Origin of the sequence: Caballeronia sp. AZ10_KS36 (genome assembly GCF_023631105.1) — a bacterium.
Classification (GTDB): domain Bacteria; phylum Pseudomonadota; class Gammaproteobacteria; order Burkholderiales; family Burkholderiaceae; genus Caballeronia.
Genome location: NZ_JALQDQ010000028.1, coordinates 187,274 through 211,923, shown reverse-complemented (window position 1 = coordinate 211,923; position 24,650 = coordinate 187,274). Strand labels below are relative to the sequence as shown.

Annotated in this window: 19 protein-coding genes and 1 CRISPR repeat array; of the genes, 1 reads left to right on the top strand and 18 read right to left on the bottom strand. The window is 63.1% G+C overall.

The features are described from left to right. Window positions 1-3 precede the first annotated feature (3 nt). Genes NCR35_RS19365 through NCR35_RS19345 form a run of 5 tightly spaced genes read right to left on the bottom strand, consistent with a single transcriptional unit; the run spans window position 4 to window position 6,858 of the window. A complete protein-coding gene (locus NCR35_RS19365) occupies window positions 4-1,917 on the bottom strand; it encodes a (Fe-S)-binding protein (protein WP_250535697.1) in 1,914 nt (637 codons plus the stop codon). Window positions 1,918-1,932: 15 nt separating this feature from the next. Further along, window positions 1,933-3,996, bottom strand: a complete 2,064-nt coding sequence (locus NCR35_RS19360) for an NADH:flavin oxidoreductase (RefSeq protein WP_250535696.1) — start codon at window positions 3,994-3,996, stop codon at window positions 1,933-1,935. A 22-nt stretch (window positions 3,997-4,018) separates the two neighbouring features. Continuing rightward, window positions 4,019-4,561 (bottom strand): DUF5943 domain-containing protein, encoded by a 543-nt coding sequence (locus NCR35_RS19355; protein ID WP_250535695.1) that lies wholly within the window; start codon window positions 4,559-4,561, stop codon window positions 4,019-4,021. A 29-nt stretch (window positions 4,562-4,590) separates the two neighbouring features. Then, window positions 4,591-5,562 (bottom strand): dipeptidase, encoded by a 972-nt coding sequence (locus tag NCR35_RS19350; RefSeq protein ID WP_206469039.1) that lies wholly within the window; start codon window positions 5,560-5,562, stop codon window positions 4,591-4,593. 21 nt (window positions 5,563-5,583) lie between these two features. Continuing rightward, window positions 5,584-6,858, bottom strand: coding sequence for a serine hydroxymethyltransferase (locus NCR35_RS19345; protein ID WP_250535694.1), 1,275 nt, complete (start codon window positions 6,856-6,858; stop codon window positions 5,584-5,586). A gap of 450 nt (window positions 6,859-7,308) precedes the next feature. On the opposite strand from NCR35_RS19345, the gene NCR35_RS19340 reads away from it, so the two are divergent. After that, window positions 7,309-8,304: a GlxA family transcriptional regulator gene (locus NCR35_RS19340; protein WP_250535693.1), complete on the top strand. Its 996-nt coding sequence runs from the start codon at window positions 7,309-7,311 to the stop codon at window positions 8,302-8,304. Window positions 8,305-8,361: 57 nt separating this feature from the next. On the opposite strand, the gene fdhA is transcribed toward NCR35_RS19340, so the two are convergent. The 13 genes from fdhA to cas3 all read right to left on the bottom strand — a co-directional run bounded on the left by fdhA (window position 8,362) and on the right by cas3 (window position 24,431). Beyond that, window positions 8,362-9,558 (bottom strand): formaldehyde dehydrogenase, glutathione-independent, encoded by a 1,197-nt coding sequence (gene fdhA, locus NCR35_RS19335; RefSeq protein ID WP_206469037.1) that lies wholly within the window; start codon window positions 9,556-9,558, stop codon window positions 8,362-8,364. A 141-nt stretch (window positions 9,559-9,699) separates the two neighbouring features. Continuing rightward, window positions 9,700-11,118 carry an MFS transporter gene (locus tag NCR35_RS19330; RefSeq protein WP_250535692.1) on the bottom strand — a complete coding sequence of 473 codons (1,419 nt, stop codon included), beginning with the start codon at window positions 11,116-11,118 and terminating at the stop codon, window positions 9,700-9,702. A gap of 187 nt (window positions 11,119-11,305) precedes the next feature. Next, a CRISPR array of direct repeats spans window positions 11,306-12,859; the repeat unit is 29 nt; unit sequence GGGCCTATCTCCGCGTACGCGGAGGAACC. Between the two features lie 299 nt (window positions 12,860-13,158). Next, window positions 13,159-13,494 (bottom strand): hypothetical protein, encoded by a 336-nt coding sequence (locus NCR35_RS19325; protein WP_250535691.1) that lies wholly within the window; start codon window positions 13,492-13,494, stop codon window positions 13,159-13,161. A 152-nt stretch (window positions 13,495-13,646) separates the two neighbouring features. Further along, the gene (locus NCR35_RS19320; protein ID WP_250535690.1) at window positions 13,647-13,958 is read right to left on the bottom strand and encodes a hypothetical protein; all 312 of its coding nucleotides are present in this window, start codon (window positions 13,956-13,958) and stop codon (window positions 13,647-13,649) included. A gap of 168 nt (window positions 13,959-14,126) precedes the next feature. Then, window positions 14,127-14,933 (bottom strand): hypothetical protein, encoded by an 807-nt coding sequence (locus NCR35_RS19315; RefSeq protein WP_250535689.1) that lies wholly within the window; start codon window positions 14,931-14,933, stop codon window positions 14,127-14,129. Window positions 14,934-15,601: 668 nt separating this feature from the next. Beyond that, a complete protein-coding gene (locus NCR35_RS19310; RefSeq protein WP_250535713.1) occupies window positions 15,602-15,763 on the bottom strand; it encodes a type I-E CRISPR-associated endoribonuclease Cas2 in 162 nt (53 codons plus the stop codon). A 29-nt stretch (window positions 15,764-15,792) separates the two neighbouring features. After that, entirely contained in the window at window positions 15,793-15,870 is a 78-nt protein-coding gene (locus NCR35_RS19305; RefSeq protein WP_250535712.1) for a type I-E CRISPR-associated endoribonuclease Cas2, read from the bottom strand. Between the two features lies 1 nt (window position 15,871). Further along, on the bottom strand, window positions 15,872-16,759 hold the full coding sequence (gene cas1e / locus NCR35_RS19300) for a type I-E CRISPR-associated endonuclease Cas1e (RefSeq protein WP_250535688.1): 888 nt from the start codon (window positions 16,757-16,759) through the stop codon (window positions 15,872-15,874). A 15-nt stretch (window positions 16,760-16,774) separates the two neighbouring features. Next, window positions 16,775-17,566, bottom strand: coding sequence for a type I-E CRISPR-associated protein Cas6/Cse3/CasE (gene cas6e / locus NCR35_RS19295; protein WP_250535687.1), 792 nt, complete (start codon window positions 17,564-17,566; stop codon window positions 16,775-16,777). Next, on the bottom strand, window positions 17,553-18,305 hold the full coding sequence (gene cas5e / locus NCR35_RS19290) for a type I-E CRISPR-associated protein Cas5/CasD (protein ID WP_250535686.1): 753 nt from the start codon (window positions 18,303-18,305) through the stop codon (window positions 17,553-17,555). The genes cas6e and cas5e overlap by 14 nt, the downstream gene beginning before the upstream one ends. Window positions 18,306-18,318: 13 nt before the next feature. Next, complete coding sequence (gene cas7e, locus NCR35_RS19285) at window positions 18,319-19,494, bottom strand: type I-E CRISPR-associated protein Cas7/Cse4/CasC (protein ID WP_250535685.1); 1,176 nt, start codon at window positions 19,492-19,494, stop codon at window positions 18,319-18,321. 48 nt (window positions 19,495-19,542) lie between these two features. Beyond that, window positions 19,543-20,169 (bottom strand): type I-E CRISPR-associated protein Cse2/CasB, encoded by a 627-nt coding sequence (casB, locus tag NCR35_RS19280; protein WP_250535684.1) that lies wholly within the window; start codon window positions 20,167-20,169, stop codon window positions 19,543-19,545. After that, window positions 20,166-24,431 (bottom strand): CRISPR-associated helicase Cas3', encoded by a 4,266-nt coding sequence (cas3, locus tag NCR35_RS19275; RefSeq protein WP_250535683.1) that lies wholly within the window; start codon window positions 24,429-24,431, stop codon window positions 20,166-20,168. The genes casB and cas3 overlap by 4 nt, the downstream gene beginning before the upstream one ends. Window positions 24,432-24,650: the final 219 nt, after the last annotated feature.

Below are 24,650 nucleotides of genomic sequence, written 5' to 3'. Positions count from 1 at the left end.
GCGTTACTCCAGTGCTGCGGCGACCAGCTCCGCCACGTCGAGCACTTCGGGACGAGCACCGACCACGCCTTCGAGCATCGCGGTGCATTGCGGGCAGCCCACCGCGACCACATCGGCGCCCACCGCTTTCGCGTCCGCGATGCGAATGTCGGGAATGCGCTGCTTGCCGGGGATATCGGTGAGCGGCGCGCCGCCACCGCCACCGCAACAGCGCGCGCGCATGCCGTGACGCTCCATCTCGACGACCTTGATGCCGATGGTCTTCAGCAGCTTGCGCGGCGCTTCGGTCTCGCCGTTGTAGCGGCCGAGATAGCAGGGATCGTGATACGTGATCTTCTTGTCCGCGAGCACGGCGGCCGCCTTCGGCGTGAGCTTGCCGCCGGCCATGAGTTCGGCCATGAACGCCGTGTGATGCTGCACTTCGTAGAAGCCGCCGAGCGCGCGATACTCGTTGCGCAGGCTATGCAGCACATGCGGGTCCGCCGTGACGATGCGCCGGAACGTATAGCGCGACAACGTCTCCATCAGCTTCGAGGCGCATTGCTGGAACGTGGCTTCGTCGCCCAGACGGCGAGCGGTATCGCCCGTATCGGTTTCGACGCCGCCGAGCACCGCGTAATCGACGCCCGCCTTGTTCAGCACCTTCACGAACGCGCGCAGCGTGCGTTGATAGCGCATGTCGAACGCGCCTTCGCCTGCTATCAGCAACACGTCCACCGGCCGTCCCGGCTGGGCGACCTGCACTTGCAGATCCACCGACCAGTCGTAACGCGCGCCGATGTCGTAGCCATTCGCGCTGCCGGTCTCGCGCAGATTGGCGAGCGTGATCGGACCTTTGCCCGGCACGTCCCCTTCGACGAGCGTCTGATTGCGGCGCATATCGACGATGGCATCGACATGTTCGATCAGCATCGGGCACTCCTGCACGCATGCCCGGCACGTGGTGCAGGACCAGATCGTGTCTGCTTCGACCATGCTCGAAATCAGCGGCTTGCCCGGCGCGCCCACATGCTTGCCGACGGGAATGCCCGGCGTGGGGCTGCCCGCATAGGCCGCGTCCGTGCCGCCGACCATGCCGGTCACGAGATCCTGTATCAGCTTCTTCGGGTTCAACGGCTGGCCCGATGCGAACGCGGGGCAAGCCGCCTCGCACTTGCCGCACTGCACGCATGCATCGAAACTCAGGAGCTGGTTCCAGCGGAACTCGACCGGCTTGCCGACGCCGTATTCCTTCGCATCCAGCACGGGCTTTTTCAGCGCCGTGGGCGGCACCACGTCGTTTTCATGCTGTGCCTTGAAACGCTCCTGACGCGGATGAAACGCGAGATGCAGAAGACCCGCCATCGCGTGCTTCATCGGGCCGCCTCGCGCCGCGCCGAACGTCATCGTGTAAGCGCCCGCCGCGATCGACAATGCGACGATGATCGCAAGCGCACCCGACATCCACGTTGCAGGCAGCAGCGTGAACAACGCGAGGCCGAACGCGAACGCGCCGAGCAAGAGCGGCAACGCGTCCCACGGTCCGCGCGACAGACGCGCCGGCACTTGCTTCGCGCCGTGCCTGCGCTTCCACACGAAGAACGTGCCGCCCAGCATGACGAGCGCCGCGATGAAGATCAGCTTGTCGATCCACGGCGAATAGATCGCCAAACCGTAGTTGACGAAGACGAGCGCCATCGCGAGAATCGCGCCGCCCGCTGTCGCAACGTGCGTCTTCGCGATGTACGGATCGCGCGCCACGACATGGTGCAGGTCCACGAAATATCGCTTCGGGATACTAAGCAGATTCGCCCATCCGTACGCGCCGGCCGCGGTGGCGCGGCCTTCGCGCCAGTAGGCCGCGCGCTTCATGACGGCGAAGGCGAGACCCGCCACCGAGAGCCACAGCAAGGCGGTGATGACAAACACGGGGTTCATCGTGCAATGCCCTCGTCAAAAGTCTTTGCAAAGCCGCAGCGCGTCGTAGATCGCGCCGTGGATGTTGTGCATCGAGATGCAGTCGCCGACTCTGAACAGCAGGAAGCGCCCGTTGCCGAGCTCTTCGGACAAGCACGGCTGCGGTTGCGCCGCGAAGAGCGTGTGCACGTCCACCTGGCCGCGATTGAGCGATTCGGGCTTGAGCTTCCAGTACAGCGCGTCGTTGGGCGTGCTGCCGTTCTCGATCACCACCTGATCGACCGCGCGCTCTTCCTGCTCTTCCGTGTACTCGTTGCGCAGCACGGCGATCTTCTTGCCGTCTTCCTCGTACACCTTGTCGAGCCAGTAGTTCGGCGTATGAATCACGCCTTGCGCATACAGACGCCGATAGAAGATGGGGAACGTGGTGCCGCCTACGTCATCGGCCACTTTCACATCGGGCGTCACGATCTCGACGTTTCCACCGCGTGATGCGATGAAGTCCGCCACGCCCGCGCCGGCATGCGTGCTCACGCCGTCATAGACGAGCACGTTCTTGCCCGGCTCGACCTTGCCCGAGAGAACGTCCCACGCGCTCACGGCGAGCCCTTGCTCGACGCCCCATGCAGGCACCTGATCCGTGAACGACGAACCGCCCGTCGCGAGCACGACGATATCGGGCTTCTCCGCCATGATGGCCTTGTCGTCGGCCGCGACGCCCAGGCGACGATCCACGCCGAGCCGCTTCGTTTCCATGTCGAACCATCGCACGATGCCCGCCATCTGCTCGCGTTGCGGCGCCTTTGCGGCAAGCATGATCTGGCCGCCGACGTAATCGTTCTTCTCGAAGAGCACGACGTCATGCCCGCGCGATTTCGCCACGCGCGCCGCCTCGAGTCCCGCAGGCCCCGCGCCGACGACCACGACCTTGCGCTTCGGTCCGCGCGTCTTTTCGATGACATGCGGCATGGTCGCTTCACGCGATGTCGCCGCGTTCTGCACGCACAGCACGTCGAGCCCGTTGTACTGGCGGTCGATGCAGTAGTTCGCGCCGACGCATTGCTTGATCTCGTCCTCGCGGCCATCGCGAATCTTGATGACCATGTGCGGGTCCGCAATCTGCGCGCGCGTCATGCCGACGAGATCGACCATGCCGTTCGCGAGCAGACGCTCGGCCTGCCCTGCATCGCGAATGCTCTGCGCATGCATGATCGGCAGCTTCACCACCGACTTGATGCCCGCCGCAAGATGCACGAACGGCTCGGGCGGGAGCGCCATCGGCGGCATGCAGTTGGCGAGCGTGTTATGCGTATCCGCGCCGGAGCCGATCACGCCGATGTAATCGATCAGGCCCGTCTCCGACATGGCCTGCGCGATCTCCTTGAGGTTCTCGTGCGAGAGGCCGTCTTCATGGAACTCGTCGCCGCACATGCGCAGGCCCACACAGAAATCCGCGCCTACCGCTTCACGCACGGCCTTCAGCACTTCCACGCCGAAACGCAGGCGGTTTTCGAGCGAGCCGCCCCATTCGTCCGTGCGAAAGTTGGTGCGCGGGCTCCAGAACTGATCGATCAGATGCTGGTGCGCCGCCGAGATTTCGATGCCGTCCATGCCCGCATCTTTCACGCGCTTCGCAGCGGCAGCGAAGTCTTCGATGATGCGGCGAATCTCTTCCACTTCGATGATCTTCGCGTTACCGCGATGCACCGGCTCGCGCACGCCCGAGGGCGTCATCAGATGCGGCCAGTTCTCGCCATGCCATGCGGAGCGGCGGCCCATGTGCGTGGCCTGAATCATGATCTTCGCGCCGTGACGGTGCATGGCTTCGGCAAGACGCGAGAGCGGATCGATGATCTTGTCGGTCGACAGGTTCACCGACTTCCACCAGCCTTGCGGGCTGTCGATCGACACCGGGCTCGAACCGCCGCACACGGCGAGTCCCACGCCACCCTTCGCTTTTTCCTCGTAATAGCGGATATAGCGATCGCCGGGCAGGCCGCCCGGTTCGGCATAAACCTCCGCATGCGCCGTGCTGACGATGCGGTTACGCAGAGTCAGCTTGTTCAGCGTGAGCGGCTTGAAAAGGTTCGGGTAACGCATGGCGGACGACCTCGGATTGAAGCTACGCGTGGAGTTGCAACGGCGACACTTCGAACACGCAATGATCGTGGCCTTCCGCCGCGCATTGCGTTTCGATGGATCGCGAGCGCGGGCCCTTCTTCGCGCTGTCCGATACGGTGTCGTTCACCCAGTCCATCGCGCCGGCGAACCAGCCCGCGAACATGTAGCAGAGCTTGCCCTGCTTGCCGGGCTGCGCGAGCACGAACGACGAATGCCGCAAGTGGATGCGCGCCATCGCGCTTTGCGGGTCCGATTCGACGATGTCGAAGAGACCCCAGCCGCGTTGCGACAGGCGCTTCAGGTAATGCTCGAACACGTCCATGCCGGCGATGCCGTGCTTTGCGGCTTCCTTGTCGCACCAGTGATACGCGGACTTGTAGCCGGCCTTGTAGAGAATCTCGGCGTACGTCTCGCGTCCCAGCGCTTCTTCCACGGCCACATGATTGTTCGTGAAGAAGTGACGCGGCACGTAAAGCATCGGCAGCGCGTCGGTGGTCCAGACGCCCGTTTGCGCGTCCACGTCGATAGGCAGTTGCGGTTGCATCTCAGGTTCCTGTTCTTGTGTCGTTGCGTTCACACGTTCCAGACTTCGCCGAATACGCGCAGCCAGTTCTCGCCCATCACCTTCTTGATGCGCGATTCGCTCCAGCCCGCGCGCTCCATCGCGGCCGTCAGATTCGGAAATTCGCCGATCGTTCGGATTCCTTCCGGATTTACGACCTTGCCAAAGTTCGTGAGCTGGCGATAACGGCCCTTGTCGTGCGTGATCCAGTCGAAGAACTCCGTGCTGTAGCCTTGCGTGAAGTCCGTGCCGATACCCACGCGGTCTTCGCCGATGAGATCGACCACGTATTCGATGGCTTCCAGATAGTCCTCGACGGTCGCGTCCGGGCCGCGCTTCAAAAACGGCGCGAACATCGTCACGCCGACGAAGCCGTTGGCATCCGCAATCTCCTTCAGTTGCTCATCCGTCTTGTTGCGCGGATGCTCCTTGAGACCGGACGGACAGCAATGCGAATACGTGACGGGCTTCTTCGAGCACGCGATCGCATCCGATGACGTCTTCGCGCCCACGTGCGAGAGATCGACCATGATGCCGACGCGATTCATCTCCTGAATCACTTCGCGGCCATAGCCGGACAAACCGCCGTCGGCTTCATAGCAGCCGGTGCCGACCAGGTTCTGCGTGTTGTAGCAAAGCTGGACCACGTTCACGCCGAGTTCCTTGAACACTTCGATATAGCCGAGGTTGTCCTCGAACGCATACGAGTTCTGGAAGCCGAAGATGATGCCCGTCTTGTTCTCTTTCTTCGCGCGCAGGATGTCGTCGGTCGTGCGCACGAGCGTGAGAATTTCGCTGTAGTCGCGGATCTGCTGCTTCATTTCCGCGATGTTGTCCACGGTCTTCTGAAAGTCTTCCCACACGGAGACGGTGCAGTTCACCGCCGTGACGCCGCCCTTGCGCATGTCCTCGAACACGGAGCGCTCGAACTTGGAGATGTTGAGGCCGTCGATGATGATGCTGTTATCGTGCAGAGTGCTCATCGCTTGTTGCTCCGTGTGTGCTCAGTAGATGGGGAAGCGTTCGCACAGCGCGAAGATTTCGCGGCGCACGCGTTGTTCGGTTTGCGGGTCGCCCTCAGGATGCGCGCGCAGCGAATCGAAGACTTCGAGAATCAGGCGGCCGATGTCGCGAAACTCGTTCACGCCGAAGCCGCGCGTCGTGCCCGCCGGCGTGCCGAGGCGAACGCCTGACGTGACCGTGGGCTTTTCCGTATCGAACGGAATGCCGTTCTTGTTGCAGGTGATGCCCGCGCGCTCCAGCGCCTGTTCGACCTGATTGCCCTTCAGGTTCTTCGGACGCAGATCGACGAGCAACAGATGGTTGTCGGTGCCGCCCGTCACGAGATCGACGCCGCCTGCCTTGAGCACTTCGCCGAGTGCCTGCGCGTTGGCGAGCACGTTGTCGATATAGCTCTTGAAATCGGGCTGCAGCGCCTCGCCGAAGGCCACCGCCTTGCCCGCGATCACATGCATCAGCGGACCGCCTTGCAGCCCCGGGAACACGGCGGAATTGATCTTCTTGGCGATGTCTTCGTCGTTGGTCAGCACGAAGCCGCCGCGCGGACCACGCAGCGTCTTGTGCGTGGTGGACGTCACGACATGCGCGTGCTCGACCGGATTCTCATGACGCCCCGCCGCGATGATGCCCGCGATGTGCGCCATATCGACCATCAGCTTCGCGCCTGCGTTGTCCGCAATCGCGCGCAGCCGCTTGAAGTCCAGCTTGCGCGGATAAGCCGAGAAACCAGCGATGATGAGCGAGGGCTTGTGTTGCTGCGCCAGTTCCTCGATCTGCTCGTAGTCGATCAGCAGGGTGTCGCGGCTCACGCCGTACTGCACCGCGTTGAACCACTTGCCCGAGAGCGCCGGCTTCGCGCCATGCGTGAGATGGCCGCCTGCATCCAGCGACATGCCGAGCACGGTGTCGCCCGGCTTCGCCAGTGCGAGCATCACCGCGCCATTGGCCTGTGCGCCCGAATGCGGCTGCACGTTCGCGAACTTCGCGCCGAAGAGTTGCTTGATGCGATCGATTGCGAGCGCCTCGACTTCATCGACGAATTCGCAGCCGCCGTAATAGCGCTTGCCCGGATAGCCTTCCGCGTACTTATTCGTCAGAACGGAGCCTTGTGCTTCCAGCACGGCGCGCGACACGATGTTTTCCGACGCGATCAACTCCACCTGCGATTGCTGGCGCTCCAGCTCTTTCAGTATCGCGCTGCGCACCGAGGCATCGCGGGCCGCGAGCGGCGCTTCGAAGAAGGGATTCGAGTTCGACATGGGCTTGAGTCCGGGTCAGGAAGATCGGTCGTTGGATGAAGCTCGCGTCGCGTGTTTCAAGGCCGCTCGTGTCTTCATCGTTGCGTCTATTCTTGACCCTCGCCCTGCTGGTCAATTTATGAATTCAGACGTGTTCTTGGCCTTTTCCGACATGCGCGTCCTTTTTCGACAAGTGGCGAAAAGGCTTTGGGTGTAGGGCGCTTTGCTCGCACGCGCTGCACTGCGGAGGAACGGTCGTGCGCTGTAAGAGTGCTTTGGAACGGGCGTTCGCGCCGCGTTAGTGCGTGCTTTGACGCGTGAATCGCAGATGCATTGAGGCGCTCAGGGTTTAGCCTGATGGCATGGTAGTTGCACTCGAAATCAAAATGCAGAAGTGTCAATCAATGACACTGTGACCAAGCGCCGCGAGTGACGGCGTCGAACATCAGATTCCAAGGAATCAACTCCCCCATGTCTTCCGATCGCACGGCGTCGCTGGCGCACTTCGCCTTCATGCCGCTTCCCAACTTCACTATGATGGCGTTCACCAACGCGATCGAAGTGCTGCGCATGGCGAACTATCTGACGGGGCAGCCGCTGTATCGATGGTCCATCGTGAGTCCCACGGGCGGGCCCGTCACGGCGAGCAATGGGCTCTCCGTCGATACGGGACCGGTGGAATGCGTGGGCCAGCCGGACATCGTGTTCGTGGTCGGCGGCATCGACGTGCAGCGTTCGACCGCGCTCGAACATCTCTCCGCGTTGCGCCGCTTCGCGCGCACGGGCTGCGTGCTCGGCAGCCTCTGCACCGGCACGTATGCGCTTGCGCGTGCCGGCTTATTGGCGGGTTATGCCTGCGCGATTCACTGGGAGAACATGTCGGCGCTCAAAGAAGAGTTTCCGGACACACGCTTCCTGAAGGAACTCTTCGTGATCGACCGAGACCGCGTGACGTGTACCGGCGGCGTCGCGCCGCTCGACATGATGTTGAATCTGATCGCCTCGCGCGTCGGCACATCGCGCGTCACGCAGATCGCCGAGCAGTTCATCGTCGAACACGTGCGGGATACGAGCGCGCAGCAGCGCATGCCCCTGGTCGCGCGGCTCGGATCGGCGAACAAGTCCTTGTTCGAAGTGATCTCGCTGATGGAGAACAACATCGAAGAGCCGTTGTCGCGCGAAGAACTCGCGCGGCTTGCGGGCATGTCGCAGCGGCAATTGCAGCGGCTCTTTCGCGAGCATCTCGGCATGACGCCGACGCATTACTATCTGACGCTGCGTTTGCGACGCGCGCGCGAGCTGCTGTTGCAGACGGATATGTCGATCATGCACATCACGATGGCTTGCGGATTTCAGTCCGCGTGCCACTTTTCGAAGAGCTATCGCGATGCATTCGGCACTGCGCCCACGCGCGAGAGAAGGAAGCAAGTGCCGCCTTTGAGTTCAGTGCCTGTGATGGTGGCTTGAGTTAGTTCGGCGGTATACGGAAATGCGCCCCTTCTTCAAGGGGCGCATTGTTTTTGTTTAGGCCGCTTTGAGCATGCCGTGCGGATCGAGCACGAACTTGCGCGGCGCGCCGCCATCGAATTGACGATAACCGTCAGGCGCCTGATCGAGCGATACCACGGACACGTTCACGATATCCGCAATCGGCAGTCGATCCCACAGAATGGCCTGCATCAGGTTGCGGTTGTACTTCATCACCGGCGTTTGGCCCGTGTGGAACGAATGCGACTTCGCCCAGCCGAGGCCGAAGCGGATGCTGAGACTGCCCTTCTTCGCGGCGGCATCGGCGGCGCCGGGATCGTCGGTGACATAGAGACCCGGAATGCCGATCGCGCCCGCTGCCTTCGTGATTTCCATCAGCGAATTGAGGACCGTTGCCGGCGCTTCCGCGTTGTGCTCGCTGCCATGACCGTGCGCTTCGAAGCCGACGCAATCGACGGCGCTATCCACTTCCGGCTTGCCGAGAATCTGTTCGATCTGTTGCGCGAGCGTCGCGTCCTTCGATAGATCGACCGTCTCGAAGCCCATCTTGCGCGCGTGCGCGAGGCGCTCTTCGTTCATATCGCCGACGATGGTGCAGGCCGCGCCCAACAGACGCGCCGATGCCGCCGCCGCCATGCCGACCGGTCCCGCGCCCGCGACATAGACGGTCGCGCCGGGCTTCACGCCCGCCATGACGGCGCCGTGATAGCCGGTCGGGAGAATGTCGGAGAGACAGGTGAGGTCGCGGATCTTGGACATCGCCTGAGCCTTGTCGGGGAACTTGAGCAGGTTGAAGTCGGCGTACGGGACCATCACGTACTCGGCTTGTCCGCCGATCCAGCCGCCCATGTCGACATAGCCGTATGCCCCGCCCGCACGCGACGGGTTCACGTTGAGGCACACGCCCGTGTGCTGCGCCTTGCACGTCGGACAGCGGCCGCACGCGACGTTGAACGGCACGGACACGAGATCGCCGATGGCGAGCGTTTCGACGTCGCGGCCGATCTCGATGACTTCGCCTGTGATCTCGTGCCCCAGCACGAGTCCGATGGGCGCGGTGGTGCGGCCGCGAACCATGTGCTGGTCCGAACCGCAGATGTTGGTGCTGACGACTTTGAGAATGACGCCGTGGCCGATGTCGCGGCCACGCGGATCGACCATTCTCGGATAGTCGATGGACTGAACTTCGACCTTGCCCTGACCGAGATATACGACGCCGCGATTCGTGCTCATGTGACTCGTCTCCTTGGATTCGTGGACGGCCGGCGCGAGCTCGTTCTTTGCGATGCTCGCGGCCGTGCGGGAAGAGTACGCCCGGCCGCTGAAATCACTTGCGTCGAATGCGACGTGGGTTTGGTTGTGAGCGACAGCGGCTCAGTTCTTGGCCGAAGCCCAGACCTTCGCGCCTTCATCGTGCTCGGCTTCGGACACGAGTTTCTCGAGCGCCACGCCTCGCGTCTCCACGCCCAGCACCCAGACCGCCGAGGCCGCGACCACGAAGCACAACGCTCCGAGCGAGAACACGCCGCCCTGCCCGAACACCGGCAACACGACGCCCACGACATAAGGCCCGATCAACGACCCCACGCGCCCGATCGCCGACGCGAAGCCCGACCCGGTGGCACGCGCGCCGGTTCCGTACAACTCGGGCGTATAGGTGTAGAGCGCGGCCCACATCGCGAAGAGGAAGAATTGCATCGCGAGTCCGGCGCAGATGAGCAACGTGGGCGTTTCGGCGTGCAGCGCCGTCTGTCCGTACAGGTAGGCCATCACGCCGCTGCCGACGAGCGATGCGATGCACGTCGGCTTGCGTCCCCATCGCTCGACGAGCCACGCCGCGCACAAGAAACCCGGCACGCCGCCGAGCGAGATCAGCACCGTATAGAGCACGGACTTCGTCACCGCGAAGCCCGCTTGCTGCATGAGCGCGCCGAGCCATGAGGTCAGCCCATAGAAGCCGAGCAGCGCGAAGAACCACAGCATCCATACCATGATCGTCCGACGCCTGTACGCCGCGCTCCAGATTTCACGGAATGCGCCGACGCCTTTCGCGACCGGCGGCTCGGCGAGCATCGAGGGCGCCGGCAGCTGGCGCAAGCCGGTCGCCTTCATCACCTTTGCTTCGACTTGCGCGAGCACGCTGTCCGCGTCAGCCGTGCGCCCGCGATGTTCGAGCCAACGCGGCGACTCGGGCACCACGCGCCGCACGATCAGCACGAACACCGCAGGAATGGCGAGCAACGCGAACTCGGTACGCCAGCCGAAGTGCGGCAACACGAAGTACGACACCACGCCGGATGCGATGAACCCGAGCGGCCAGAAGCCATCCATCAGGGCAATCACTCTGCCGCGCGATGCGGTCGGCACGAACTCGGACAACAGCGTCTGCGCGATCGGGAATTCCATTCCCATGCCGATGCCGAGCAGCACGCGATAGAAGATGAGCGATTCGACGGAATGCGCCGTCGAACAGAGATACGACGCGACGCCCCAGAGCACCATGCTCCACTGGAACACGGGACGTCTGCCGAAGCGATCGGCAAGCAGGCCCGCGACGGCCGCGCCCAGCACCATGCCGAAGAAACTCGCGCTCGCGACGAGGCCCGCTGTCGCGGTCGACAGGCCGAACTCGGTCTTGATCGAACCGAGGACGAAGGTCATGGTGCCGAGATCGACGGAATCGAAGAAGAAGGCCACCGCGATGATGATGAAGATGGTGCGGTGATAGCTCGAAAACGGCAGGCGTTCGAGCCGCGCCGCGGCGCTCGCGCGGGGCTGTGTGGCGGTGGACATTTGGTTCCTCTCGATGCGGTGGGTGGACGCTTGGTTCGTTGCTGGCCTTTTCAGTAGACGCCGACATAAATCCGGGACATAGAAGGAATGCGTCATGGGGGTGGAATGGGGGCGTCATGGGGGGTGTGGGCTGGGTGGGGGTATGGGGAGAAAGCGAAGTTCAGCGCGAGCAGGAGGCACCGCTTCCGGGGCTATCTCCGCGTAGGCGGAGGAACCTTGCGCATCGCTCGACGGCGCAGCAGGCGATGCGGGCTATCTCCGTGTATGCGGAGGAACCCGGACACATCCCTGAAGGCTGACGCCAAGGTGGGGCCTATCTCCGCTTGCGCGGAGGAACCTTGGTCTGATCTTCGCTGAGGCGCTCGTGAAGGGGCCTATCTCCGCGTACGCGGAGGAACCAGCGAGGAATCAGCATGAACTGGGCGGGCGATGGGCCTATCTCCGCGTACGCGGAGGAACCCCTGTTGTTGAATCCGGGGTGGGTGCTCTGGTGGGCCTATCTCCGCGTACGCGGAGGAACCCCTCGCGGGCAATCTTAGTCCGCGAAGGAGCAGGGCCTATCTCCGCGTACGCGGAGGAACCATTGCATCGAACTCAGGACCATCGCCTTTCAGGGGCCTATCTCCGCGTACGCGGAGGAACCTCGTTTTGCGCGGCGTCGACAACGGGCGAGGGCGGCCTATCTCCGCGTGCGCGGAGGAACCCTCATCGCGATCATGTCCAGAAACGCGCGCCGGGGCCTATCTCCGCGTGCGCGGAGGAACCTCGTCCAGGCCCGCGATCCACACTTCGCTGCCGGGCCTATCTCCGCGTGCGCGGAGGAACCGGTTGCTGCGGGCGTTGCTGGGCTGCTCATGGGGGCCTATCTCCGCGTGCGCGGAGGAACCGTGCGTGCGCGCATCGACATCCCCGATGGCGCGGGCCTATCTCCGCGTGCGCGGAGGAACCATGGGGCCTCGAGCGCGCTCAGGATTCGGATGGGGTCTATCTCCGCGTGCGCGGAGGAACCGCGGACCAGATCGGCGCGGATCCGCCTATGGGGGGCCTATCTCCGCGTGCGCGGAGGAACCGAGGGATATGCGTAGTCCATCATGAAATAGACGGGCCTATCTCCGCGTGCGCGGAGGAACCCATCCTCGCAAGGACGCGTGCGCGGAAGTCTTCGGCCTATCTCCGCGTGCGCGGAGGAACCACCTCGACCTTCAACCTCCCAGATACTCGCGGGGGCCTATCTCCGCGTGCGCGGAGGAACCGGAGTCACCGAGAATTGACCGGGGAACGTAGGGGGCCTATCTCCGCGTGCGCGGAGGAACCAGTAGCGTCGCGTTGCCGATCTGTATTCTCTCGGGCCTATCTCCGCGTGCGCGGAGGAACCCCATGCCTGCTCCGGCATCTTCACGAGAAAGCCGGCCTGTCTCCGCGTGCGCGGAGGAACCAGCGGAGGCGACGAGCTGCGCAAGGAACTGGCGGGCCTATCTCCGCGTGCGCGGAGGAACCGTGATTTCGCCGACGGTGTGCATGTTGCCCTCGGGCCTATCTCCGCGTGCGCGGAGGAACCCATCGGGTACGGTGCCGTCTTTCGACCAACAGGGGCCTATCTCCGCGTGCGCGGAGGAACCGTCGGCACAGACGTCACCTGATCCCAGATCAGGGGCCTATCTCCGCGTGCGCGGAGGAACCTCCATGACCATGAAAGAAAACAAGGGATATGACGGCCTATCTCCGCGTGCGCGGAGGAACCTCTCCCTCATAAACTCCATGATCGCAAACGCAAAATGCCCAACTCCATCCACCGAAGAATTCAGATTTTCAAAGAACGAATATCGGCTCGCCCAGCGCGCTTCCCGCCTCACCAGATACACCGCGACCACATCTATGATCTTCCTCGCTGACGATCTCAACTGCGCGATCCCTATTCCCCGCCCGCATCCAGCTTCCGCCAGAGCTCGGCTCGGCGCCGTGCCACTCGGCGAGCACCGACCACGTTCGCTCGCCGACACCTCTGTTCATTTGCAGCGCCACGCACACGCCAGCCGTCAATCAGCACCCATAGTCGTCTTTCGGTTCCGCCAGCCCTACATCAATCTCGCCCCATTCCATCGTGCCTGGCGTACCGAACTGGAACCGGGACCGGAGTTCGGGGTGTGCGATCCCTTGACTCAGTACCGCAACTCCCCCGATCTGCCTCAAGACTTCATCGGTAATGGGCAACGTGTTGTCGTCATCTGCACCGAGCGGCAGGTTCATGGCGAGCCCACGCGATAATCGTCGGTCGATCACGCTCTGCACTTCAGTCAGAGGCACGGTGCATAGCTGCAGTTGCTGGCTTTTTGCGTTATAGAAAACGATCGTAGCGCGTGGTAGTTGGGACATCATGGTCCTTCGTCGTCTCAACGTCGTTGCGTGGCGCTCATGTATTGTTTCGGTTCGGGCTGACCTACCGCCAGAAGGTTGCCCATGCGACGCCGAGTGCTTTCATCGCCAGCGGCTGTCCCTATAAGCCCAATTGTTGAAGCGACAAACTGTACTCAGTGTCCGCCGTCTCGATCTTTTTCAGGCGCAGCATCCCAATGCATCGGCTCCTTGAGTGTGAGACGCAGGCGCGCTCGCAGTTCGGGATGGTTCTGTGCTTGACTAAGAATGGCCATGTAACCGATCTGACGTGCGTGTTCATCCGTCACAGGTTCCGTGCTGAAATCTTCCCTGTCAGTGGGAATATTGAATACAAAACCGGCGCGATCGATGGCCGACTGCACGCGATCGCGGAATGTGCCGCATAGTCGAAGTTGCTGGGTGTCTTCGTCATAAAAGACGACCGTTGCGTAAAGACGTTTAGTCATCAATATCCTCGACAGGCTTGATATCTTTCGAACGCACGCTCTTTGCAGAGCGCAAGCGTGCGCAGGTCTTGGAAGGTGGCGCGAGCAGCCTCGCACATCGTCAGATTCATTTCATACTCGCCAAAGCAGTCCGCCTCATCGGCCTCGCTCACGCTTCTCGCTGCTAGGTCAAGCACATCGCCCAGAAGTATCCTCAGAATACTCGAATGGCGAAGCGTCACTGAGCGGTGTGCTGTCATCGCCGAAGGTCATCGCCTGCGAACTGGCGTCATCAGATTCGAGATCGTCGGTGGCCGCCCGTGCGACCGTCATCATGATTCCAGCGAACTGCGAGCCGCCCTCGGTCAGCGGCGTAGCGATGCGCCCGTCCGGCAGCACGTCACCCGGCATTGACCGGAAGATCGCAGGTCCGTCTTCAGCCGGAAGCCTCTGCCATGAGCGGACGACGCGCCCGAGCGCGCTGTCTGGTCTTTCTGGCACAGCTTTGCGATAAAGCTGCGACGGGGTTACCGTCGCATAAGAGGGACGCGGTGGCGGCTCTGCTCGACCGCCCCAGCCTGCTTGTCGCGACTCCCGTGGGGACGAGACGGCCACAATGTCGCCGCTGGCCACCCCGTCCTTCAGCCGACGCAAGACGTCCGAAGGATGGATGTCTGGCGACAAGTATCCGCCGCTCGTATGCCTGCCCAGGAACTTGCGCAGGCTGTCCGAACCGTCCACCGATAGGTGAAGTGTTTGTGCTAATTCGATCGCTCGGCGCGCCTCGAAGTCTCCGCGTTTGGTCGATTCGTTGCGGGAATACAAGGTGACGTCAACAAAGCGAACCGATAACCGACAAGCCATGATGTGCTTCTCTGCTAACTTCGTTTCATTAGGAAAGCAGAATATCGGCTTGAAGCGTTTGTGTGCCGGCCCTTGCGCGTCAAAAATTGTGGGGCTCTGCAGTAAGCATGGGAGAAGCTTTCCCGTTCCCATGAGGAATCGCTGCGGGCAGAACGGCAGGGGTGGGATTGCAGTCGGTGACCTTCTGCTTGCGCCGCCGAGGGACGGGGTGAGCAGGACCAACAGAGGAACTAGTGAGGCAATCCCCGATGGTACGGCCCATCTCCACGTACGCGGAGGATCCTCGCCGGTCGCCTCTCCTCGGCCGGGGGCGCTGGGCCTATCTCCGCGTACGCGGAGGAACCGGCCCTTCGATCAAGTACGGGTTCCGCGATTCGGGCCTATCTCCGTGCACGCGGAGGAACCGTGATGCTGGACAGCGCATCGCCAATTTTGTGGGGCCTATCTCCGCGCACGCGGAGGAACCCTGGCCGGACGGGTGTAGTCGCGTCTGTTCAAGGGCCAATCTCCGCGTACGCGGAGGAACCAGTGCGTAACTCGTAGTGCCGGCCGAACCGACGGGCCTATCTCCGCGTATGCGGAGGAACCCCTTCGAGCGACTTGATCGATTCGGCGGTGTGGGGCCTATCTCCGCGTACGCGGACGAACCAGTTCAAAGCCCGATGCCCCATGGAGGCACGAGGGCCTATCTCCGCGTACGCGGAGGAACCTCTTCCACATAACTCGATGATTGGAAACGCAAAACGCCCAACCCCATCCACCGAGAAATCCAAATTTTCAGAGAACGAATGTCGGCTCGCCTACCGCCCTTCCCGCCTAACCAAATACATCCCATCCACATCCACGAGCTTCCTCGCAGGCGATCCCAACTGCGCGATCCCGATTCCGCCGACCGCATCGAGCTCCCGCCAAACCATCACGACGCTGCCCCTCGGCTCCGCGCCATGCCACTCGGCGAGCACGGACCACGTCCGCTCGCGCACGCCTTTGTTCACCGCGGGGCCACGTACACGCCAGCCGACAGCTCGAGCATCACCGATGCCAGATACCCCCGAAAGCGGTCCGCCACGTCACACGTCACCACTACGACCAGCGCCGTCCGCCTCCTCCAGCTTCTCGTCGACCCTCAGCACCTGCTTGATACGATCGATCATCGCGGGAATCACCTGCTGCTTGCGAAAGACGCGCGCCGCCTCGCGTCGCACGAGCCGGTCGATGCTCTCCGCGCCACGCTCGGCCTGCTTGACCGCGGCAAAGGCTATCGAGAGCGTCACGTCGTCGCGGAAAAGATCAGCGATATCCAGAACGAATGCCTGGCCCGAGTCCTCGTGGATGAACCCCAACTGAGGCACCGCCGCCAGCGCCTGCACGGCGATGGCCGCCGCCGCCTGGACCGCCGTCGCCGCGTGATTGATGGCCTGATTGGCGAGATCGGCGGCATCGGGATTCGCGCGGTCGTAGTGCCGCCCGTTCCAGTCGATGCCGAATTGCTGCGCGCGCAACCGATAAATCGTCTTCACGCGCGCCCCTTCGATGCCGCGCAGCGTGTCCAGATCGCGATGCGGCAACACCTCGCCCAACCGCAGCGCATACATGTGCCGCGCAAGGGCCAGGCGTCGGCGCGCGCTGCCCCACAGCTCGGCCTGCCGCCGCGCGACATCCGAGCGATCCGGCATGAGCGGCAACGCGGTGTAACTGCGCACCCCGCTCGCGCCGACTGCGGCAAGCATGGTGCCGTGGCGCGCAAGCAAACGCAGTGCGTCGTGCGTCACGCTGCCGCCCGGGCCGAGCAGAATCATGGATACCGACTGATGCGGAATCTGATCGACGTATTGCCCGCTCGTGAAATGCAGGCACCCATCGATCACGCTGAGTTCGCCGCGCTCCAGCCACAGCAGCCCATGACGATCCCTATACGGCACGCGCGACGTGTCGAGCGGGAGCCGCCCCTTCAGCATGTCGCGCCTGCGCGATCAACCGTCGATTGACGCCGGCTTCAGCACCAACATGCCGAACCCGAACGCGCGATGTCGTCCGACGCCGCGCGCGAGCAGCCGAGCGAAGGCATCCGCCTCTTCGACGCGCAAGTGTCCGGTGAACACCGCATCCGGGCCGTCGATGGAACGTGACTGCCGAGGTGTGCCGTCGCCGGCAACGGCTTGCGTGCGACGAAGCACCGGCGTCAGCTGGAACCGCGTCATGCGAGCTTCGACCAGACTGGCCGCTCCGGTCGATCGGAACTGTTCGTTCAGCCATTCGGCGTAGACGGCCTCGCGTCGCAGATCGTCGTCTTCGGGTCGTTGCGAGCACGCGACCAGGAACGCATCGCGTTCGCGGACTCTTTTCTCGTCGGCGCGTTCGCGGACTTTATTCTCGTCAACGTACTCGCGGCGTCGCGTGGGCCGCACGCGAACTTCGAAGCCCAGCACGCGCCCTGCCTGCCATTGCGTCGGAAACGCGCGGATGTTGAGGCCCGCGCTACGCGGGCCTGCATCGAGGCCGAGTGCATCGGCGAGTTCGGGCGCGGCGCAGAGCGCGCTCGCCTCCCGCAACGCCTGAGCGGAGTGTGGGGAATAGGCGATCAGCCCGGCGCGCGCGTCGCGGTAATAGAAAGGCTTGGGCGCAAGCGGGCCGAAGACTGCCTGCAGCGCCGCGTGCAGTGCGTAGCCGAGATCGCCGCCGGACGGCAGCACGCCATGCCGCGATGCCCACAGCCCGAACTTCTGCGGATCGGGCCGACAGTGAATGAGATTAAGCGCGGTCATACGAGAATTCCGGCGATATCGATGGATGTTCGACGAACGATGCCCGCTTCGCGCTCATTTCCAGAACGGGACGCCATCCGCCATGCACGCCGCTTGTCCAGTTGCGCTCGTCGCAGACGTCGAGCGCCTCTCTCTTCGCCTCAGGCACCGCGCCTTCGTCTTTCGGCCATTGAATGCGGAAGGCGTCATCGGGCGCGCCTGGCGGCAAGGGCGCGCGCAGCAGCGCATCGAGCACATGCTCGGCGTCGATGAAACCCGCGAACACGCGCGTGGACGGCAAGCATGGTTTGCGTCCGATAAAAAGCGGACGCTGCGGCCGGTCGAGCGCGCGAGCAATGTCGGCGAGCGTAGGCGACTCGTCGGCGGGTTCGACTCGCAATGCGACCAGCGCATCGAGGCCGGCGTGATAGTCGCGGTATCGCAGGTGCGGGCTTTTGTAGGTATCCTCGCCGCCATCGCGCGACTCAGGAATGCCTCGCCACGTCCAGCCGCTATCTTTCCGCGAAATCTGAGCCGTCTGAAAGTCGCAGAGCCGCTCGCCGGAATTGTCCAGCCGCGTTCCCATCACGAGACGCGTCTGAAGGCGATCATGCTTCTCGCATTCGCCGCGATCCCAGCCGAGTGCGTTCGCGATCAGCCCGGTAATCATCGATAGCGCCGGGAAGTCGCGGATCACGCCGTACCTGTCGATCGCCTCGCCTCCGAACGCGACGAGCGGCGCACGCAGGCGCATCAACATGTGACGCCGCATCTCACGCGCCCTTGACGATGCGCGTCTGCACCCAATTCGCGAGCTTATCCAGCGAATAGTGCTTGGCGTTCGGAATATCGGCGGGATTGAGAGCGATAAAGCCTCGGTCCAGCGCGCCGTATGCGGCATCGTGCTTCTTCAACTCTTGCGCGATGCGATCGACAGCGGCGTTGCGTATGTCATGGCCCTTCAACGGCAACGCGGTTTCGAAGGCCGCGCTCAGGCTGCGCGGCTGCCAGTCTCCCGTCTCCACGAGCATCAGATTGGCGTAGCCGAAAGGAGCGGTCGATCCGCGTTTCGCGCCGGGGCTGACGGTAGCGATCAGATGCAAGAGGTGATGCACGACCTGAGCAGCAAGCTCGCGCCGGTCCGGAGGCGCATTGAAGCACTCGCTCGCGGCGATGCCTTCCAGATTCGCCACGAGTTGCGGAATATCCACGACGACGTAACCGTAGTAGAGGCCCGATGCCAGTTCGGTATCGAAAATGCCCGCGGAACCTTGCTCGCCAGCTTCGCGAAGAAGGTCGTCGACAACGGTGAAGTAGTCGTTCTCCACCTGCGCCTCGTGGACCGTGAACGCATGCGCGACGTACACGGCGGCATCGCGCTGAGCGAGCACATCGGACGTCACCATGCGCCCGAACAACGCCGATTCGAGACCGCTGCCATGCTTCAGCGCAACGATATTGGCGGCTTCGCTCTTCAGAAAAGCAGCGACTGCCGCCTTGAGGGCGTCTTCATCCTGATGCTCGCGCGCAAGGGCCGTGCAACGTTCGACCAGGTAGTTGATCTCCGCCGTGCCGAGCAGCACCGCCTGACCTGTCTTGACCGCTTCGTCTCCCTTGCGGGGCTTGCCGGCCTTGTCAAGAAGGCCGCCGAAGCGCAACGCTTCCACGGCAATCTGCGCCAAGGCTTCCGAGACGCCGTTCTTGACCAACTCGTCGCGGACCAGCGCGAGCGTTTCCCGCGAACGGACGGCCATCGGAACGCCGAGCGTCGAAAGCGCATGACGGTCTTCCGCAACCCGCCAGTGCCGTTTCAGGCATTGCGACGAAATGCGCGTGCGAATGGCATCGCCCATAGGCAGCCGCTTGGCCATGCCCGAGTCGTCGCGGTTGAGCAAGGCGGCGGAATAGCTGTGCAGCGTGTGAATCTGAATAAAGCGCGGATACGTCATTTCATTGTCCTAAACTTGTCGAACGTTGTTGCCACCGAATACCGCCCTTCACTCGTCCCGCGATTCGCCGGGCATCGCCGAGAAGAACCCATGCGCGATATCGAGGCGAGTCTTCTCAGCGATACGCCGTCCTTTGTCATCGCGTGCGCCTTCGTTCAGGACGAGCCTCGCGAGTTGTACCCAGTTCGGTTTCACGCTTTTGCTCGCCAACAAGCGAAGGACGCGGCGCAGCAACTGGAAGAACACGGTTCCGCGCGCGTCGAGCAGCCGCGTCACGCGCGCCTCCGACACACCGGCCGTCGCGAGTTGCCGGCCAAGATTCGCGCCGATGCCGCCGTCCTCCGCGCCCCGATCGTGCCCGGCAAGCGCGATGCCGTATGCGATGAACGCCCATCGGCGCCATCGGTCGAGACTCCAGTGAATGGTGTCCAGCTTCGCGCGATGTGCGGCGTGGGTGAGCGCGGCGATTTGCGCGGTGGTGAGTTCCTCGGCTTCCGGGTCGAGACGCGCGAGCGCCACGCGGTCGTTCTTCGATGCCTTCACTCCCTCGCCGGCGTCTTTCAGAAATGCAGCGATGGCTTCTATTTGGTAGCTCAGGCTGGGCGTCGCAGTCTGTACAGCAGCTTGCCCCGCAGACTGTTCCGGTGCTCCGGCCGATGTATCTGTCGACTTCATATCGCACGTCCTTGCATATCCGATTCCATAGCCGCCTTGCGCGCTTGCGAACGTTGCTTCAGTACGCGCGCCATGGTCTGTAGTTCGTTCTTCTTCGAATGGATACCAGCGCGAAAACGCGAGAGCGCCGCGCTCTGCGCACGGTATCGCCGCGTACTCGCGCGCGGCCCTGCGACGAACGCGCGAGTCAGCACCTGTTCCGCGCGGTCCGCCAGTTCAGCGAGCCATTCCTCGTGCGCGAGTTGCCGTTCTTCAGACGTGTTGCCATCGATTTCCACGATCAGGTCGTCAAAGAAGCGACGGTCTTCGGCCTGCTCGAATGACTTCGCGAAGCGGCTCGCCTTGTCCTTCGCGTTGTCGGCAGCGGTGTCGTCCCCGTTGCCAAACAGAGCGCAGAGCGCGCTCCATAGCACCGTGCGCATATCGCCGATCACGCTGATACGTCTGTCGGCGGCCTCGGCGAGTTCATCGATGCGGCCGTTCAGGAACGCCTCGCGCATACTCCGGGATATGGGCATGCGTCGTTCGTGATAGCCCTCTGTCTTTCCCTGCCCCCGCGCGACAGCTTGCGCAAGCAGCACGATGCCCTTCTCGCCGTCGTCGCGCGTGATCTTGCGAGTGATCGTCTCGGCATAATCACCCTTGAACGCGAGCTTGCTCATCAGCTTGTAATCGAAGCCTCTCGCCGTGATGGACAACGCTTCGCCACCCGCGACGGCGACGGGCGTCCACGCATCGCCCGTTGCGCCCAAACGATCTTTGGCCGCGATGCGCGTGGTCTTGCTACTCGTCGTAAGCGCGATCAGCTTTCTATTCGCCAAGTCCAAACGCACGCGGCGGCACACTTCGATATAGAACGGATCGAGTTCGCTGAACGATAGACTGCTAACGCCGTCCCAGGGCTTCGTCCAGACCAGCGCAAGTCCGTTGGTCTCCTTGAGCCCCGTCTCCTCGACGATCTTTTGACGATGCTGAAGCAGCCGCCGCGTGTCTCTCTGCCACCGTTTGCCCCAGAGTCCTTGCGGAACGGCTCCGAATGCCGGCCGGCTGGACAGACCGCCGTTCATGCGTGAGATGCCGTAATTGCCGGCGCCCATGACGCCCTCTTGCGTCTGCAAACTCACGAGCGCGTACACCCAGTCCTCCGGCTGCGCGTTCGTCATGCGCGCGGCTTTCACGTCGTGATTGCGCGAAGTCACCAGCATGTCCAATGCGTCGGGCGTCACAAGCGGCGCTTTCTTCCACGTGTGCGATTCCCCCGGCGCGCATGGCGCTTGCAAAAAGGCGGGACGGTCGTCAGGCGCAACGAGCGAGAACGCCGCGCCGTCTGGATCGTCCGGCGTCAGAGCGAGAAGCGCCGCCCGCCATTCGTTCGCGGTCTCGAACGGCTCCGACCGCCCCGCTGCGTGCAACGCAATCGCCGCGAGTTGCGTCAGGAAGGCATGCCACGGATGCCGTTGATGCGGCCGCAGCGCAGGGAAGTCGCGCACGGCGTCGGCCGTCATCGCGACGAACAGTTCGGGCAGCGTGGCATCGTGCGCGTGACCCGAAGCATCGCGATAACGCAACAGGCGGTCATCCAGCAAGCGATGGTGAAGGGTCGTGCAGTCATCGTCCTTGCGCTGCGCGTTCACACGCTCGACGCCGTAGCGGCCATAGCGGAACACGTTTGTGCCGAGCGTGAATTCGAAGCCGTGCTTGACGAGCTTGATGCTGAAGGGTTCCGCGTCTGGATCGACGTCGTCGTCCAGCATGTGATGACGCAGCGCGATACGCTGCACATCGACGCCGAACGGACCGGGCACGGGTGGATCGAATTCGATCAGGCGGTCTTCCATGCCAAGTCGTGTCGCCAAGCGTCGCTCGTCGTCCGGGAACAGAAGGTCGAGGAATGGCGTCTTGTAGTCGAGCGCATGCATGCGGGCAAGAGACCGCTCGGCCCCTTGTCCGCCTTCGAGTTGTTGACCGAGCTTTTCCCACGCGGGTCCGAGTTCGCTTTGGATCGCAAGCAAACAGTCGGGGTGCGTCGCACGTTCGACCAGAAGACGGTTATCGCGCGGAATCACGCGGCATGGCGCTTCTTCGATGAGTCGTCGGGTGACTTCGATCATGCGCAGATCGCGGTACACGCCGCCCCCGTTCTTCGATCGCCCGAGTCCATTGCAGGGCTCGTCTATATAGGCTTTTAACCGATTACCGGCTGGCGTCAGGACCCACGCATATGCGTGCCGAAAGCCCTCGGGCCGCTCGTGTGCGTCTCGCTCATGCCGATGCAGACGGCCAATGCGTTGCAGCAGCACATCCATAGGGCAAATGTCGGTGATGAGCAGATCGGCGTCGATATCGAGGCTCTGCTCGAGCGTCTGCGTGCCGACCACGATGCAACCCTTCAGCGCCGACCGCGTCTTGCCGAGGCGCGATTCCACCGCTGCATCGAGCAGCGGACGGTCCTGGCGGCTAAAGTGACTGTGATGCAGCGTGACGACGCCGTTCACCTCGAACAGTATGCCTCGATCGCTCAAACCGTCGATGAGACGCTCAATGGCTTGCTGTGTCGCGACGGCCGATGGCACCGTGTTACGAACGATCAGCACGCGTGCGCCACGGCTCGCTGCATCGATCGCCAAACGCGCGATGCGCTCGGGGTCATCCATTGCGTCGAGCGTGGACCAGTGGACGGTCTTGGACGCGCCACTGGCCGTCAAGCTGCGGATGTTCGCGCCGTCAGTCAGCGCGGGATAAGGCAACGCGCAGGCTTGCTCCACGCTCGGCAAAGCGAGCGCCGCCGCCGACCGCTGCGCGATCTGCTGAAAGCGCGTTCGCTGCCTGGAACCGAGCGTCGCCGACAACAGCAATGCATGGCCGCCCGTGCCAACGTGCGCGGTCAACACCTGCTCCAGCAGTTGCGACATATAGATGTCCGACGCATGCACCTCGTCGACGACCAGCAACGAGCGGCTCAGCAAGGCATGACGCATGTGCGCGTGACGAACCATGAGCCCGGCGAGCAGAACCTGGTCGATGGTGCCGACCGCGATCGTCGCCGCCAGAAAACGCTTCGGCGATTCCGCCGCCCAGCGCGTCGCGGCTCTCGCGTCGTCGGGGTGATCGGACCATTGCACTATGAAGTCCGGCAGCGCGATCTTGTCGCTGCCGTCGGCGCTTTCATAGCCCGGAAGCGCGCGAACGACAACGGGCGCGTCGAGCGGCCAGAGACTACGCACGAACTTCAGCACGCGTTCGTACACCTGTGCTGCGGCGACGCGCGTCGGCAGCGCGAAGTACAGCGAATCGACCTTATGCTCGGCCAAGAGCCGGACGAAGCGCCATAGCGCGGCTTCCGTCTTGCCGCTACCCGTCTCCGATTCGAGGATGAGCAACGGTCCGAGGTCACTGTCGCCGAGCGCGGCTTGCACGGGCCTCGGCGCTTTGCCTTCGAATGCGGACTCGAACGAGATAGGGCGTTGCAGGAGCTCGATGCGCGCGGCGCACGCATCGAGGCCGATTGTGGATACAGCACGTGTCGCGCGTTCTTCGGCCTCCGCTCGCGTCCGGCGTGTGCCCGGATCGCTGAAGGGAAAAAAGCCAGGATGTGATCCGAGCCAATCCGCGAACTGGACGACGCCCGCGAAAAGATGAACGAACGCCGGAGTCGATGGCAGCGGCTCGCCATCGGACTCGAACGCGCGGGGGAAGTCTCGCTGCAACTGCTCGCCGATTTTTCGTACTGCTTCTTTGGGACTGTAGATAACGGAGCCTGCGCGGTCTCGCACCGGCTTCCAGATGATCGGGTCTTGACCGTTCGAAGCCGGCAATGGGCGGCCGTGATGCGAAAGGCTCGCCAGCAACAACGACTCCGCGTCCGGACTCCATGTTCTGATGGATTCGAGCGGCAAGGAGGAAGCGAGGTCTTCGTCGCGAAACAGCAAGAATGCTTCGACGCCATGACCCGCGGGCGACGGCCAGCCAGCCGGCGCGTTGCCTTTCCAACGCTTTGCCTGGAAGCCGCTGTTCGCCTTGCCGAGATCATGGAGGCAGGCGAAGACCGCGAGCCGCTCGATGTCTTGCTCGCTCAAGGTTCGACCCGCCACGGTGTCGAAGGCGTTGCGCAAACGCGTGCCTTCTTTGAGCGCGGCTAGAAAGCAGGCGGCGACGTCCATCATGTGGTCGTACAGCGGGTGCATGCTGCGTTCGCCGATGCAGTCGGCGGCGTCGCGGCTCAGTTTTCCCCACGGCTCTAGCGGATTCGCTTGCGGTTCCATGATTACCTGCTGTGGTCCTCGTCGTGCCTTTTATCCCTTACGGCTATTTGTTTGGAATGCTTAGGTTAGCATCGACTACGGGCGGACAAGGCTTGTTTAAGTGTCAAAGTTTATCGATGCAAGGAAGCAGCGATGTTGGCCGTTGCCTCATTGCTCCATTGCTTTCGATAGCTGCGTTCGGACGGGCGAGGCCGTCCCCCGCATACGCAAACGGCGCTC